At 40.9% G+C, this 14,233-nt stretch carries 12 protein-coding genes; 6 read left to right on the plus strand and 6 right to left on the minus strand.

Features of this window, described 5'->3' with window-relative positions; genetic code table 11:
* Positions 1-13 precede the first annotated feature (13 nt).
* The 6 genes from GA520_RS09435 to GA520_RS09460 form a co-directional block, all read right to left on the minus strand.
* Complete coding sequence (locus tag GA520_RS09435) at positions 14-1,276, minus strand: ABC transporter ATP-binding protein (RefSeq protein WP_163336847.1); 1,263 nt, start codon at positions 1,274-1,276, stop codon at positions 14-16.
* 5 nt (positions 1,277-1,281) lie between these two features.
* Entirely contained in the window at positions 1,282-2,148 is an 867-nt protein-coding gene (locus GA520_RS09440) for an ABC transporter permease (protein ID WP_163336846.1), read from the minus strand.
* Positions 2,138-2,689: a winged helix-turn-helix domain-containing protein gene (locus tag GA520_RS09445; RefSeq protein ID WP_163336845.1), complete on the minus strand. Its 552-nt coding sequence runs from the start codon at positions 2,687-2,689 to the stop codon at positions 2,138-2,140. Before GA520_RS09445 ends, GA520_RS09440 begins: the two co-directional genes overlap by 11 nt.
* A 224-nt stretch (positions 2,690-2,913) precedes the next feature.
* Complete coding sequence (locus tag GA520_RS09450; protein WP_163336844.1) at positions 2,914-5,526, minus strand: sulfatase-like hydrolase/transferase; 2,613 nt, start codon at positions 5,524-5,526, stop codon at positions 2,914-2,916.
* Between the two features lie 492 nt (positions 5,527-6,018).
* The gene (locus GA520_RS09455; RefSeq protein ID WP_163336843.1) at positions 6,019-7,524 is read right to left on the minus strand and encodes a glycosyltransferase family 39 protein; all 1,506 of its coding nucleotides are present in this window, start codon (positions 7,522-7,524) and stop codon (positions 6,019-6,021) included.
* A 298-nt stretch (positions 7,525-7,822) separates the two neighbouring features.
* A complete protein-coding gene (locus tag GA520_RS09460; protein ID WP_304511319.1) occupies positions 7,823-8,275 on the minus strand; it encodes a type II secretion system protein in 453 nt (150 codons plus the stop codon).
* A 293-nt stretch (positions 8,276-8,568) separates the two neighbouring features.
* Here GA520_RS09460 and GA520_RS09465 point away from each other — a divergent pair, with 293 nt between their 5' ends.
* From GA520_RS09465 to GA520_RS09490, 6 genes are all read left to right on the plus strand, one after another.
* Positions 8,569-10,083 (plus strand): sensor histidine kinase, encoded by a 1,515-nt coding sequence (locus GA520_RS09465; RefSeq protein WP_163336842.1) that lies wholly within the window; start codon positions 8,569-8,571, stop codon positions 10,081-10,083.
* A 23-nt stretch (positions 10,084-10,106) separates the two neighbouring features.
* Positions 10,107-11,480, plus strand: a complete 1,374-nt coding sequence (locus GA520_RS09470; RefSeq protein WP_163336841.1) for a sigma-54 dependent transcriptional regulator — start codon at positions 10,107-10,109, stop codon at positions 11,478-11,480.
* Between the two features lie 452 nt (positions 11,481-11,932).
* On the plus strand, positions 11,933-12,484 hold the full coding sequence (locus tag GA520_RS09475) for a GspH/FimT family pseudopilin (RefSeq protein WP_163336840.1): 552 nt from the start codon (positions 11,933-11,935) through the stop codon (positions 12,482-12,484).
* Positions 12,475-13,155, plus strand: coding sequence for a PilW family protein (locus tag GA520_RS09480; protein WP_163336839.1), 681 nt, complete (start codon positions 12,475-12,477; stop codon positions 13,153-13,155). The genes GA520_RS09475 and GA520_RS09480 overlap by 10 nt, the downstream gene beginning before the upstream one ends.
* Positions 13,155-13,619, plus strand: a complete 465-nt coding sequence (locus tag GA520_RS09485) for a prepilin-type N-terminal cleavage/methylation domain-containing protein (RefSeq protein WP_163336838.1) — start codon at positions 13,155-13,157, stop codon at positions 13,617-13,619. The genes GA520_RS09480 and GA520_RS09485 overlap by 1 nt, the downstream gene beginning before the upstream one ends.
* A gap of 41 nt (positions 13,620-13,660) precedes the next feature.
* The gene (locus GA520_RS09490) at positions 13,661-14,191 is read left to right on the plus strand and encodes a PilX N-terminal domain-containing pilus assembly protein (protein WP_163336837.1); all 531 of its coding nucleotides are present in this window, start codon (positions 13,661-13,663) and stop codon (positions 14,189-14,191) included.
* The last annotated feature ends 42 nt before the right edge of the window (positions 14,192-14,233 follow it).

A 14,233-nucleotide genomic window follows, 5' to 3' on the forward strand; every position in this document is an offset into this window, starting at 1 on the left:
TTCTGCTTATTTTTTAGACATGCTTTATTACATGCGGATTTGGTTGCATATCAGCGCCAAGGAATACCGGTCGCACGAACTTTGCCCAGTAGCTTTTATCTGCGAAAACCCGGAAAGGAATCAGTCCCTGTACTCTTAATAAAAGCTCTTTGGTTCGCGCGTCGCTGACTGCAAGCATCAAACTGTATTTCCCACTATTCAACTCAATGATTCCGAGTGGTATGTCGAGATGAATGGTCGAGCCGAGGAACTGCGCAAGATTTCCATCATCCGCACAGATAGGCACGCTAAGAACGGGCGTCATAGATTCATCCATGATACAAAGGATGACGGTAATTTGAGATCCTACCCGACTTATGTTTATTTCCAGTCGGACAGTTGCTGCCGTGCCCTGTGAAATGATTAGCTCGGAGTTCTGTTCTATTTCTGTGTAGGTAGTTTCGAAGTCACTTGCCAGGAAATCGATAGCAATGATCTCGGCTTCACGAGTACCGCTGACCTTGAGATGATGCTCGATCTGGTTGTAATAGCAATCGATGCCATCAGCAGGGGTTGGAGTGTCGAGATGTATTTGGCCGCGCTTGAATACCATGATCCGGGAACAAAAGGATGAAACATACTGCATATTGTGTGTGACGAAGACGACCGCCGAATGCTGAGTGAGGCTACGAATGGCATTGAGGCATTTAATGGTGAAACCGATATCGCCAACTGCCAGTACTTCATCAAGAAAAAGGATATCTGGTTGGATGAGGATGGCTGCAACCGAAAAGCCGAGTCGCACATTCATACCAGAACTATAGCTTTGTACCGGCATGTCGATGAATTCGCGGAGTTCGGCAAAATCGATGATCTCCTCCAACTTGCTGTCGACATGATTCTTGGTCAGACCCAAGATGGAGGCATTAACATAGATATTCTCTCGCCCGGTCAGAATCGGATTGAAACCAGCCCCTAAAGCAATTAACGCTCCTACCCGGCCGTTCATCGTAATCCGTCCTGTATCAGGTTTGATTAGCCCATTAAGCATTCGCAACAGGGTGGTCTTTCCGGCTCCATTCCGCCCGATCAGTCCAAGACATTCTCCACGTTTTAGTTCAAAGCTGACATCCTTTACTGCCCAGAATTCATCGGGGCGTAATTCGCCCTTGACGTCGTGGGGGCGACCGAGTATTTCGCTTCTCAAATCCTGGATCCCGTACCTGAGCGATTTTTTCAGGTTGCGACAGAATTTTTTGGAAACGCCTTCCACTGTGATCAAGGTTTCAGCACTCATGGTAATCAGGAACTCATCCGTTCAATAAGAATCGGCATGGCCAAGCGGAACACAACCCAGACACCGGCTAACAGGAGTAAGGCCAGAATATTGACAAGAAGAAAGCCGGGTAACGATTCGCTCGGAAAGCCGGTGAGCCAATCTCGGGCCGTGAGGATGATCGGGGTAAGGGGGTTTATGATGTAAATGGTTGCTGCAATGCCGGCCTTGGGCATAGGGAACACTACCGGGGTTAGGTACATTAGAAATTGCATCAAGAGCGGCAATCCCTTGCCGATATCGCTATATAGGACGCCAACAGGGGTCAGCAGTAAGCCGATAGCGGTGCCGACTAGTATTAGAGAGATAAGCCCTAAGGGAAATAGCAGCAAGTGCCATCCAGGAACTACGCCCATAAAGGGCAGGACAGCCAACAGCAGGATGATTTTGATTCCTGCGTTGAACAGGGTCTGGTAGATACCTGATATGATCAAGGACTCGCGGGGGAAATTTAGTTTTGTCAGCATGCCCTTGGCAGCAGTGGTCTGCTGTAGTGGGGCATTGACGGCATCCATTAGAATAGCCCAGAGCATACTACCAGAAAAGACGTAGACTGCATATGGCAATGCTGTTCCTTGCACCGCGATGATACCGGAACTGCTCAGAAAAATCCAGACAAGAGTATTGGCCAGAGGGAGGATAAAGGCCCATAGGAGACCTAAAATGGCCTGACGGTATTGTGCAGAGATATCTCTCACTGCCAGACGCCATGCCAATTCTCTTCCCGCCCACAAGTCACTGAACATCGCCTGCATCATTTTTAGCGGGCTAGCAAGTGACGATGCAGGTGTATAGATAGTTGTTTTCAGAGGTATACCTTTTTCATTCGTCATACTTCTTTTCCCAAAGAATAAGCTGAGCGTGGAGTTTCAGAGTACCCCCATGTTCTTCATATTCATTCTGAGTCATTGTGACTGGTCTTATTTTTCTTTCGATATATTTTTCAGTTTTTGTGGTTAGGTCCTGTAGGCTATTTTTGTCGATATTGCCGATCAAAACAAGATCTATAATTCCAGAATCTTTACCCTCAGCATAGTCGTCAATTAGAATTGCTTTTTCAAGATCTCCGAGTCGTTCTAGCATGGAATCGATGATTTGGTCCATACCCAAGGCTTTTTTGACCATGGAATGAAGTTCATTGAAAACAGGGTGGTTTCTGTTAGCCGAGAAGAGTACCTGGCGGCCACTTTTTCTGCTTGTCAGTAAATTAGCTACCTTAAGCTGATCAAGTTCATTTTTAATGTGACTGGGTGAAGCATTGAATTCATTAGCCAATTCACGAAGATATACGTTGCCACCAGGGTTCAGGAACAGGCGCATTAAAATTTTTATTCGGATCTTTGATGTGATTAAGCCACTGAATAAAGTATCCATTTCGTATATTGTTCTCCTTTATAGAACAATATACATGGGTGGTCTACAAGGGGCAACTGAAAATTGCTAAGCGTACAATGGTTTAGTTATTCGGGGCGACGTTCAGAAAGTCTACTTGCGCCTGCCGGATCAATATGATCAATTAGCTAATTAAGCATGCAGCTGCTACCAATCCTCTTACTCAACGAGTTTTGATGTTTGCTGAGCAAGAGGGGGAGTTTGATTTATTTACAGTTTTTACTAGTGTTGAAATCAAAATCATCCGCATACATTCCGTAAACCAAATCCATATCATTGCATAATACGTAAGATTCATCAATTCCTGGATCTTCGTTGACATGATAGACAAAAAGGCGAATGCCTTTATTCTTGAGCAACTTCATTTGCTCTAAATGAGTTGCTATCTTGCGCCTTGAAACTGCAATGTCAGTAATTCCAAGGTCAATAAGCATCTGAACCTTTTGCTCTGAAAAGTCCCCTATAATCCGCCAATTCGGCATATATGACGCAACACCAACTTCTTTAGCCTGAAATAAAGCATCTACTGAAAAAAGTTCCATAATCAAGCGGGAAGAATCTACAAACTTACTCGAAAATTGAAGAGGTTCGTTTGTTTTGTCTGTCACCAATGTAGCATCAGGGTGTTGATCAAACCAGTTATTAATTTCAGTAATATCTAGCGAGGTATATTTGCCTAATAATTTCGTCTTGAGGAAATCATCACGTTTAGGTGGTAAGTCTCCTTCATACCCGGTTATTTTTTTCCAAAATTGCCAATCATGAGCCGCTACAAAGTGTCCGTCTGATGTTTTTATAATGTCAAGCTCAAATTTCCTGAAACCTTTCTCATAATTCACATTTAATGCTTCAAGAGAGTTAGTGTATTTGTGTCCATCAACAGCACCACCGGCATGTGCAATTATGCGATCAGGATTAGCCCTTTCTGAGATTTTGTCCTCGACTGTACCAATCGAACTATTGTTTTTACTTGTATGATTATCAAAAAATATTTCTTTAGCTGATAATTCTATACTATCAGTTAAAGGTTTGGTTGTTGTTTTTCCAATACTAGACTTTCCATACATCAGGCAATAAGGTGTACTTTCACCTATAGTCGTTTGGGAGATGTTGGCACACCGATCGACCCAAAGAAAATGCTGACCATATTTGATATCCTGTAGGTACTGTTTTAGTGGTTTGGGCCTGCTACTTCTAAAATATGGAAATTGTACGGAACTACGTCTGTCATCATCAAATCTCACCAAAACAGGAAAGGTAATTTCTATTCCATCGAAATTTAGGCTCTTCTTCTTGATATCAATCTGGATCACGTCACTATCTTCTAGCTTTGGGAAATCCCAAAAATCTATGATTTGTGGATTCCATTTTTTCAACTGTTTGTCAAAATCTGGTATCTCTTTAGCTAAAGAATCCTCGGTAAGCAGATTTCTTCCCAAACCCACTACTGCATCAAAGCCCATAATGTTAAGAAGAGTTGGGGCAATATCCAGCGTAGTACCCATTTTGGCATTAACTGTTTCTTCAAATCCAGGGGCTATTATCATGAAAAGATTGGAGCGATAGGTAGAATTGAGTTGGTCTGTCGCGGTATTGTTCATGGCAAGGTGGTCGGATGCAATCACAAAAATTGTATTATCTGCATTAGGGAGAGCAAGAGCCTCTTCTATGAAAGAGCTAATCAACTGATCCGAGCATTTTACTGCATTGAGAATTGAGTTTTTACCACTACCATAAGGTTCATTGCAGATTTTTGATGGATGACCGTTGGGGTGGTGCGTATCCATTGTACTTAAGAATAATGCAAAAGGCTCTGAACTCGAGAATAGCTCTTTAAGTCTATTTGCCGAATAATTAAAAACACTAGAATCATAGAGTCCCCAACCATTCTGAGGCACATTTCCCAACTCCAGAAGCAACTCGTTCTTCCCTTTTACCGTGTCAAAAGAGTGAGTTTTAAAAAAATTCCCGATACCTGCAAAATTAATTGAAGAACCTTGATAATATTCTAACCGATACCCAACTTTTGAAAGCATGTCACTGAGGCTAATAGCTTTTGGAAGAAAGTGCTTAACTCCTCCCATAGAGTTTCCTGAAGATGCTGTTACCAACGGAATACCACATTGTGATGAGACGATACCAGCAATCGTCCAACCTGTCCCGTATGTTGACCCGATACTTTCAAAAACAATCCCTTTTTTTTCAAGCTGTTTGAGATTGACCATTAGGTCTGGAAAAACATTGGGGTCAAAGTAGGTTCTTTCCAATCCTTCAGCATAGATAAAAACAAGATTGGGAGGTGATTTAGGGGTCTTTTCTATTTCAGGTTCTCTGTAGTATTTGTTAAAAGGTAGTGATACCTCTTCTTGAAGGGTAAATTTGTGTGAATATAGTTTGTATATACTTGAAGTAGTAGGGCTAATAATAAATGCAAAGAGAATACAAGAGGGAACAACAACTCTGAATACATAACCTGAATTCCCAACTGCTTTTTCTTTATATGCAACTCTTTTTAAGAAAGCATACGGTAAGAATATTGCAGTCGAAACCGCTAATGCCGTGAGGAATATTAGGTAGATATATTCAGTAAATCCCGCACCATTTAGCCCAAATACAATATGATAAATAACTGATTCATCAATCCCTTTACCAGTGAAAAAATTAGAGACAAAATATAGGATGATATAAAGTATGAAAGATGAGATAAAAAATGAAAATATGCCAAGATTTCTATCATGAATTATCCTTCCCTTTAGAGCTATAAGCAGGGATGAAATCAGCAATAATATTGATGCGTATGCAAGTAAATTCAGGTTCATAATAACTTCATATATTATATAAGTTGAGTTCTTGGAGACTTATAGGGAGGCGGGCCGGTATGTCTCCTTCACCGTAGTTTTTTCCACAACGTAGGGATTTACCTCCCTCATCTTCTGAATATATTAACTAAGCGGGAAAATAGACCTAAGCCGAATAGTGTATTGCTGGATTCCGAAAACAGTTTTCAACAAACCTTGGAGGATTTCTTTGTAGCATTCTCATATGGCCAAAAAAAATTGGCTTTGAGAGCCTTTTACTTTTGTAGGGTAGTCTCTCTGCAATTTTCTAGGGTCCAGACAATCTGCTCTTCGGTAAAACTTGATTTCTTCATGGGTTACTCCCTATTTAATCGTTGTATACCGAAATCATTAAGTTTTCAATAGATTAGTTAGTCAGGGCGACGTCAATTCATTCAAGCTAGTACGGAATTAGAATTTGAAAATTTCTTTGCAGAATTGTGGTTTGATGATTTCAGGTAACGATGTGGGTAATTATTTTAACTGAAAAAGACCATATTTTTCATTGCGGACCAATTGGTCTGTATTTTTGATAAGAAATTCATTGAGGAGTACAATCTTTTCAGGATCGAGGTTGTTGTTTGCCATTTCGGTGAATAGTTTCAGCCGAATAACTAGGTGGGTGAATCCAAGCTCCTGAAGCTTATTTGATATCTCTGATGGGGTCGTAGAGTTGTTGGTGATAGCCCCTAGTCTAAACGTATTCCCATCTGGCTCAAATGTCACAGTATGGTCATAGTAATAGCCTCTATTTCCGCCATATAATGCGAGTATCTTAGTTTCCTCACCAAGGTTTTCATTGGCGAATTTTATAATGGGGTATTCTGGTAAGTGCTTTGAGATATAGTCTTCGCGCGGGACATTTCCGGTGATGAAAGACAGCGGCTTCAATTGTTTGAATAAGTTGATGCTGTAATTTGCATTATAAGCAAGTGTTACAGAGACAAGGAGTACTATGGCAAGGTAAATTTTTGAATTATCCTTCTGGGAAGACTGTAACTTTGTTTGAAAGTTATGTATCCCAAATGTGGCCAGGATGACAAATGCTGGAACGGAGCTGGCAATATACCGAATTCGTAATGTTCCTTGGAAAAAGGTAAAAAAGAAAAATAACCAGCCAAAAGCAAAGAGAATGTATAGTTCACGTTTTATGCGAGAGGGATAATCTGGCTTATATAAAGCTAGAAACATCAGCATCAGAAGAAAAGGATTAAGCTTTCCATCAAAATATTGAGGGTCATCGTCTTGACCTTCGAAAAAAAATCTGACAGGAAGTAGTATCATTTGCCACCATGTCTCGTGATAAAGTACCTTTCTATTTGCAAGAACAGAGCTCCCACGTATTGTAACTGTTTTGGTGATATCCTGTGTTGTGGAAAAATGAGGTCTGTTGGTGGTGTCGGTTGTGGAATTAGTATATGTAATACTTGTTTGTTTGAAAAGTGAGTTGTAAAGCGGATAGATAGGATTGCCTGTAGCCTTATAGTTTCGGACCATCCAAGGTGAAAAAGTCAACAATGTGATAATGAGAAAAAGAGATCCAAGCAATATTACTTGCATAGGTTTAGACTCATTTCCAGACTTGCCAAGACGAATATATATAATAGGTGTGAGGGCGGTTAGCAGGAAGATGGAAACTAAACCATTGTATTTAGTCCCTGCAGCAAGGCCACAGAATATTCCAGCAAATACTAAGTGCCGTAATTTGTTATGCTCTGCCCACTTGAAGAGCATAAGAAGCGAGGAAGTAGAAAAATAGACAACACCAAGATCAACATAAACGGTTATGGAGAGTTTTACGATTATCGGAAGGGATAAGAAAAACGTAGCTCCGAAAAGTGCATAATTTATAGTGAGACGTTTTTTTATATAGTCAAAAATAAGCCATGTCGTGAGAATGGCAAAGGCGAAATGGATATATTTAGGAACAATATCATTACCGAAGGCTAGTGGGATCGAGTAAAGCAGATCCAGATTCATTGGGTAATATGAAAATTTGATATAAGGTATTGGTGATATGGAACCGTTTAACAACCAAAGCTTGGGCACATAAAGATGGTGTGTGAGAGCGTCACGACTGATGGGAGGTGTTGCTGCAAGTATACTGATTATTGCCGTGAGAATGATAAGGCTACTATAAAGGACTAGTCTTATAAACCTTGGGGAAATGTCTTCTAAATTGGGCTGATTCAAAGTATATATTTTCAGTTTGTTGCTAAAAAAAAAGGGGGACCAGACAGCCTCCCCCTTTTTTCTAATTTATGTGAGCGAATGATGGTTACATGGTTTTCTGGAAATAGTTTTGTCCACCACCACCTTGATCTTGCCAACCTTCGCCATTATTAATATCCTGCGAAGCCATGTAGTTTGCAGGACAACGATCACTTCTGTCATATACTGTAATGATGTAAGTTCCAAGGGTACCTTCATCAATAGATGCTACGTTATTGCCACTAACCCCGATTGGTTGAGATCCGGGGAACGGTATGGGGTTAACTTCTTGTGCTGAGGTTGTATCGTAAGAAACGTTAGACGGGATTGCAAAATAATCTGCCAGTCCAGAGGCAATTGAGTTTGCATCAGACTCAGCAGCCGAGCAGAAGGCTTTATCGCGATATGCGATAAAGTTTGGAATGGCAATAGCTGCAAGAATACCGATGATCGCAATAACGATCATGAGTTCGATCAGAGTGAAGCCTTTTTCATTTGTGTCAATTCTCATTTTTTTCATGTTTTTCTCCTGTAAAGTTTTAAATTACTTGCGTCATATTCATCACAAGTTAGATTTGATACTTATCTTTGCAAACAGCGTGCCAAAAGATATATTTGCGACTGGTTGAGTTGTTAAAGGAATGTAAATATAGATATATAAGAGTACTAATGTTCGCTGGTTCCTTCTGTATAAATACGAGAGACTGATAAATAACGACACGCAAAGTGCAACTTTTTGTTCCCTGGTGACAAATAATGTCAACTACACAAGGCAAGAGCTAATAGAAGACCTGAAAATGTATAGAAATAATTATGAAATTTAAAAGTGTTAAAATGCAGTTGACGCTCAACCTCTTGGGGTTGCTCGCACTGAGCATGCTGATCACCTACCTTGTGATTGACCTTTTTTGGGTGGGCGGGGTTATCACAAATGAAAAGAAGGAAACGATTCATGTTTTAGAAGAGGTGGTGAATCAAGAGATGGCTGTGGAGTCAGATAGCAAAGTAGAACTCATGGAAATCGTGACGAAACGATTAAAAGATTCTTATGATAAGCATTTGATATACTACAATGGGCTTTTTTATCAAAATAATAATAATGATCGTGACGCTGCGATAATCCGTAAAATAATGGCAATCCCTATAGTTAATCGTAACGGTATCATTTGGCCTGTTGCTGGTTGGTTCTCTGTACTTAGGGGAAAGGAAAGTGAATTTTATGTTGTTGCACCATTTCAGGATGATACTTCACAGAGTGTAAATAGGAAGAAAAGGATTGTTGTTAAGGTAAATCTGGGGACACAGTTTCAAGCTTTTAGGGTAAGACAAAAAAATATCCTTGCATATCTTGTGATAAACATTCTTTGTCTTAGCACTATAGGCTTCTTCCGGTTAAATAAGCTTTTTTTAAACCCACTTGAAAGAATGATTAACATCTCGGAATCCTATCAAGTATCAGGTCTTCTGCCTTTTACTTCTGATCACTCAAATAATGAATTCAAGAAATTGTCAGTATCCATCAACAATATGGTTGCCAGGATTGAGGAGGATAGAAAAAAGCTTTTAGAAATGATTGTTTCTCTCGAGCAAGCGAACAATGAACTCGTTGCAACACAAAGAGAAATGATTCAAACGGAAAAGATGGCGTCTGTAGGTAAACTTTCAGCTGGACTTGCGCATGAAATAGGGAATCCGATAGGTATTGTTCAGGGATATGTTGGGCTTTTAGGGCAAGAGGACCTGGAAGAGGCTGAGAGAGCCGATTTCATGAAACGCTCACTCGATGAATTAGACCGCATAAACCGCTTGATATCGAACCTGCTATCATTTACCAGGGTCGTAGAACATGAGATTTGTAATGTTGATGTCGGATCAATTATAGGTGAAGTTTTAGAAGTTGTACATGTGAGCAAAGGAGCCAAGAGTGTACAGGTTGGGCATGATGTTGAGCCTGGTCTAATGGTAAAAGGCAACAGTGATGGTCTACGGCAGGTACTTCTCAATTGTATTTTGAACAGTATAGATGCAATCAACGATAAGAATGGTGCAGATACAGGTGTGATCTATATAGCAGCAAAAAGAGTCGATAATGAGGACTTGAAGAAGAGTTTTGTAATTGTTTCCATAGAAGATAATGGAGTCGGCATGATTGATGATACAAAAAACAAAGCATTTGATCCTTTCTACACAACTAAAGATGTTGGTGACGGTACAGGGCTCGGCTTGTATGTGTCTCATTCAATTATTGAGGCGCATAAAGGAAAAATATGGTTTGATTCAGAACCCTTAAAAGGTACGACTGTTTTCATACAACTGCCAATGGCATAACCTTCTATCTCCTGAATTATGACATGAAACTCTTGATTATAGATGATGAAGTCAACATGCTGCACATGCTTCAAAAATTATTAGAGAGAAGTGGTTACGATGTAACAACAGCTGAGGATGGATTGAAGGGACTGGAGATGATAGAGCAATCCCGATTTGATTTTATTCTCTGCGATGTGAAAATGCCTCATGTTGATGGGCTTGCATTTCTTGAGAAAGGTTTTGCTCACTTAGACCAGTCAACCGTTATTATGATGTCCGCTTACGGGACAATTGATCTTGCCATTAACGCTATGAAGCTGGGAGCTTACGATTTTATCTCGAAGCCTTTTAAAACGGATGAGGTTTTGCTGGCTTTGAGAAAAGCTGAAGAAAGAGAACGATTACGTAAAGAAAATACTGCACTAAAACGCGAGCTAGATGCGTTAAGAAGTAATAATGGTTTTGGATCAATGATTGGCTCGAGTGTCCGAATGCAGGAGATGTACAGTCTCGCGAGAAGAGTAAGTCAATACAATACAACGATTCTCATTACAGGTGAATCCGGTACCGGAAAGGAACTCGTAGCTCGAGGTATTCATCTTGAGTCTGCAAGGAACCAAAATCCATTCGTTGCCATTAACTGTGGGAGTATTCCAGAAAACCTTATGGAGAGTGAGTTGTTTGGTTACGTAAAAGGTGCGTTCACTGGGGCCGACAGAGATAAACCAGGATTATTTGATTCTGCTTATGGCGGGACGCTTTTCTTAGATGAAATAGGTGAGTTGCCAGTCACGTTACAAGTTAAATTGCTCAGGGTGCTACAGGAAAACGAAATCCGGCCGATAGGCGCACAAAAAACCCATGCAATAGATGTCAGGATCCTGGCGGCTACTGCTCAGGATCTCGAAAGGCTGATTGAAGAAGGCCTTTTCCGTGAAGATTTATTCTACAGGTTGAATGTTGTTCGACTTAAGGTTCCACCTTTACGGGAGAGGGAAGAAGATATTGTCGATATTTGTCACCATTTTATTAAAATATTTAACAATACTCTTGGCACATCAATTTCAGGATTATCTTCTGAGGCAATATCCTGTTTGATGTCATATGGTTGGCCTGGAAATGTCAGAGAGCTTGAAAACTCTATTCAGCGAGGGATGGTGATGGCCGGGGAGGGCGTACTTGAAAAAGAACATTTTCCTAAAAATATCGCTCATCCGGAATTAGTTGACTTGAAGGGTATTTTTCTTGATCAAGCAGGAGGTGGACTTTCGTTAAAAGTAGCTCAAAAACAGCTTGAAAAGAAGCTCATATCAATGGTTTTGACACAAACAGGTGGCAATAAGAGTCGTGCAGCATCGCAGTTGGAAATTAGCTACCCATCCTTGTTAAGTAAGATAAAGCAGTATGAATTGTAAGGTAACCGGAAGAATGGCTACAACAAACTCACCTGAGTGTTGCTTCGCTCATCTACCTCCTTCATTATGGGTGTTTCGTTGATAAAAAAGCCTATCTTATATGTGGTGCGGCTAGGTGTTCCGGAAATACCGCGTTTAAAATGTTACTTTTCTTCCGCACTAAGGTCCCCAAGCGATTTTTGCAGGTAGGTCTCTCTAAATATACCACACCATCCATTCCAGTCTTCAAAATTCTATTCCTTACCTAATTGCTGTAAAAACATTTAATAAATCTACGCTGAACTATAACTCAGGGTTCAGTGGAAAAAAACTACTGATCTTGTGTAAGTGTCGTAATAACAGGTGTTTGAAACTTATATTCCTATAGTGGTTTGTGTATTGCAAACGTGGCTGTGTGAGGTATTTGATTATGCTTATACAACAAATAATTAACGATGTGAGATTGGAGTGTGATGTTTAAATTACAAGATTGGAAACCATATAATCTAAAAGGCGAAAAAGGTTTTTCACTGATTGAATTATGTATTGTCATAGCAATTGCCGGGGTTCTCTCAACAATTGCGATAGCAGGATATTTGACATGGAAGCCAGGATATGTTTTCCGCGATGCTGTCTCCCAAGTTCGAGGTGAACTCGAACGTGCAAAAATGAGGTCTGTCGAGACCCGGAAACAGTGTCGGGTCACATTCAGCACTAATGGTTACCAGATTGAAGATGGGAACAGAGGGATGAACTCAAGTTTATGGGGTGTTATTGACAGAAACGGGAACCATACCGCCGGTACCCCTTTCAAAACGTCTCAATTCGCGGACAATTTCGGTCAAGTCTCCCTTCTTGATGGAGATGGGCAGGCAATTGTTGCAGGAACAGTAACAGAGCCTGTGATAACATTTTCTCCACGTGGAACAGCCGCTAATGATTCTGTCAGTATTGTGCATCAAACAGCAGGTACTGCCCTGATCGCTGTAAATATAACAGGAAACATTAATATAACATGGCCATGAGAAGAGAAAACACGCAAGAGGGGTTTACCCTCATCGAACTTTTAGTCGTTATTGCAATAACAGGTGTTGTGCTCGCCGGGGTCACTTTGCTTTTCACCACGACAAGCAGGCGTAATACTGCTCAGGAGATGATGGTTGAAGTTACTCAGAACATACGTAGTGCTAAAAGTCTGATGGTGGATGAAATACGTTCAGCAGGCACAAATCCTGAGAACAAAACCCGTATAGGGTTTGAGTTTGATAACGACGATGACAGGTTCAATACCGATCAAAATTCGATTCATTTCACCAGAGATATAGATAACGGAGATGGTGATCACTTGTATGAACCCGATGGCGATGCTGATGATCCGAATGAAGATGTCATGTACTATCGGGTTGATGCTGCAGGAAATATTCTCGATGCTGGAGTAAACACCCCTGGGAGGCTAGTGAGGAACACAGGCGGCGGAGGACAAACTGTCGCCGATAATGTTACTGAACTTCAGTTTGTTTATTATGATGAATCAAATACGATCATTGATCCAGCAACTATGACAAGAAATTCGGTTCTGAGCACCATACGAACTGTTGAGGTGACAATCGTTGGGCAGGTTCAGAACCCCAATATCACGAGTGCTGCAAACAGGGACTGGACACAGCAGTTTCGGGTCAAGGTGCGGAATCTGTAATGAAGGAAAGAAAACATTTTAAATTGAACCTGGTGAGTATGGTGGTGAATAGACCTGACATAAATAATCAGAAAGGAATCACCCTCATTGAGGTGATGATTGCCATGGTGATTCTCGGTTTTGGATTGCTGACGATTGTCAACCTGCAAACGAGCAATATGTCTCGGAATATGACTTCTAAAAGACAAAGCGAGGGATACACCTGGGCGATGGACAAGATTGAGCGCCTTTATACCGAACCCTATGACGGTACCGGAGATCTGGCATTATTAGGTGATCCTGCAATTAAGGGAGATGGGCATTCTCTGAACGCTGCCGATGCTGCAATGATTTCTCCCTATACCATGGAATGGGATGTTGTTCCCGGTGGTATCCCAAATAGCAGCCAGGTATTTGTAACGTTGAGATGGAACGGGAGTGACGTTGCAAATGTTAATTTTCTACGCAATGCAGCCTCATTTTGAAGAGGGAAAAAATGATAAGTGAAACCGTAAAGAGATATAAGATGAAGAGCATTGCGAATCAGGAAGGGGTAGCGATAGTTACAGTTCTGCTGCTTTTGATGTTGCTAATACTTGTCGGGGTGACTGCCACCAAAACAGTTATTAACGAGAAAAGAATAGTTCGCAGTGAGGCTGTTTTTGAGCAGAGCTTTTTCTTTGCAGAAGCCGGTGCCCTTGAAGGTGTGCAAAAACTTGAGAATGAAACAAAGCCAGAAGAATTGCTGGCACCTTTAATTGAGGCCACCTCGAATAACGAAGGGTTATTGGTTGCAGCAAACGAGGAAGAACCAAAAGACGACGAAATCAATCTGGATAAAGATGCAGACGGGGATTTCGATAAAGATGATGTCGCATTGGCACAGGTCTCAGATACAAACCCGGAAACAAAGAGAGTTGTTGTGCAGATGCCGATCCCGCCAGGAAGTTCTTTAGGACTCGGTTCAAGCCGATTATACGAATACATGTCGTATGGGATGACCGAAGCAAATGGCGGTGATTCTATGATTAAAATAGGATATCGGAAAAGATTCTAGGTAAATATGGTATTTGGTCGGTTCTCTCTAGACTATAACGAT

It is taken from the genome of Desulfopila sp. IMCC35008, assembly GCF_010646885.2.
Lineage (GTDB): Bacteria > Desulfobacterota > Desulfobulbia > Desulfobulbales > Desulfocapsaceae > Desulfopila.

Coding starts and splice junctions, on each gene's coding strand:
- GA520_RS09435 (WP_163336847.1), bottom strand. CDS start 1,276: ATGAGTGCTGAAACCTTGATCACAGTGGAAGGCGTTTCCAAAAAATTC.
- GA520_RS09440 (WP_163336846.1), bottom strand. CDS start 2,148: ATGACGAATGAAAAAGGTATACCTCTGAAAACAACTATCTATACACCT.
- GA520_RS09445 (WP_163336845.1), bottom strand. CDS start 2,689: ATGGATACTTTATTCAGTGGCTTAATCACATCAAAGATCCGAATAAAA.
- GA520_RS09450 (WP_163336844.1), bottom strand. CDS start 5,526: ATGAACCTGAATTTACTTGCATACGCATCAATATTATTGCTGATTTCA.
- GA520_RS09455 (WP_163336843.1), bottom strand. CDS start 7,524: ATGAATCTGGATCTGCTTTACTCGATCCCACTAGCCTTCGGTAATGAT.
- GA520_RS09460 (WP_304511319.1), bottom strand. CDS start 8,275: ATGAAAAAAATGAGAATTGACACAAATGAAAAAGGCTTCACTCTGATC.
- GA520_RS09465 (WP_163336842.1), top strand. CDS start 8,569: ATGAAATTTAAAAGTGTTAAAATGCAGTTGACGCTCAACCTCTTGGGG.
- GA520_RS09470 (WP_163336841.1), top strand. CDS start 10,107: ATGAAACTCTTGATTATAGATGATGAAGTCAACATGCTGCACATGCTT.
- GA520_RS09475 (WP_163336840.1), top strand. CDS start 11,933: ATGTTTAAATTACAAGATTGGAAACCATATAATCTAAAAGGCGAAAAA.
- GA520_RS09480 (WP_163336839.1), top strand. CDS start 12,475: ATGGCCATGAGAAGAGAAAACACGCAAGAGGGGTTTACCCTCATCGAA.
- GA520_RS09485 (WP_163336838.1), top strand. CDS start 13,155: ATGAAGGAAAGAAAACATTTTAAATTGAACCTGGTGAGTATGGTGGTG.
- GA520_RS09490 (WP_163336837.1), top strand. CDS start 13,661: ATGAAGAGCATTGCGAATCAGGAAGGGGTAGCGATAGTTACAGTTCTG.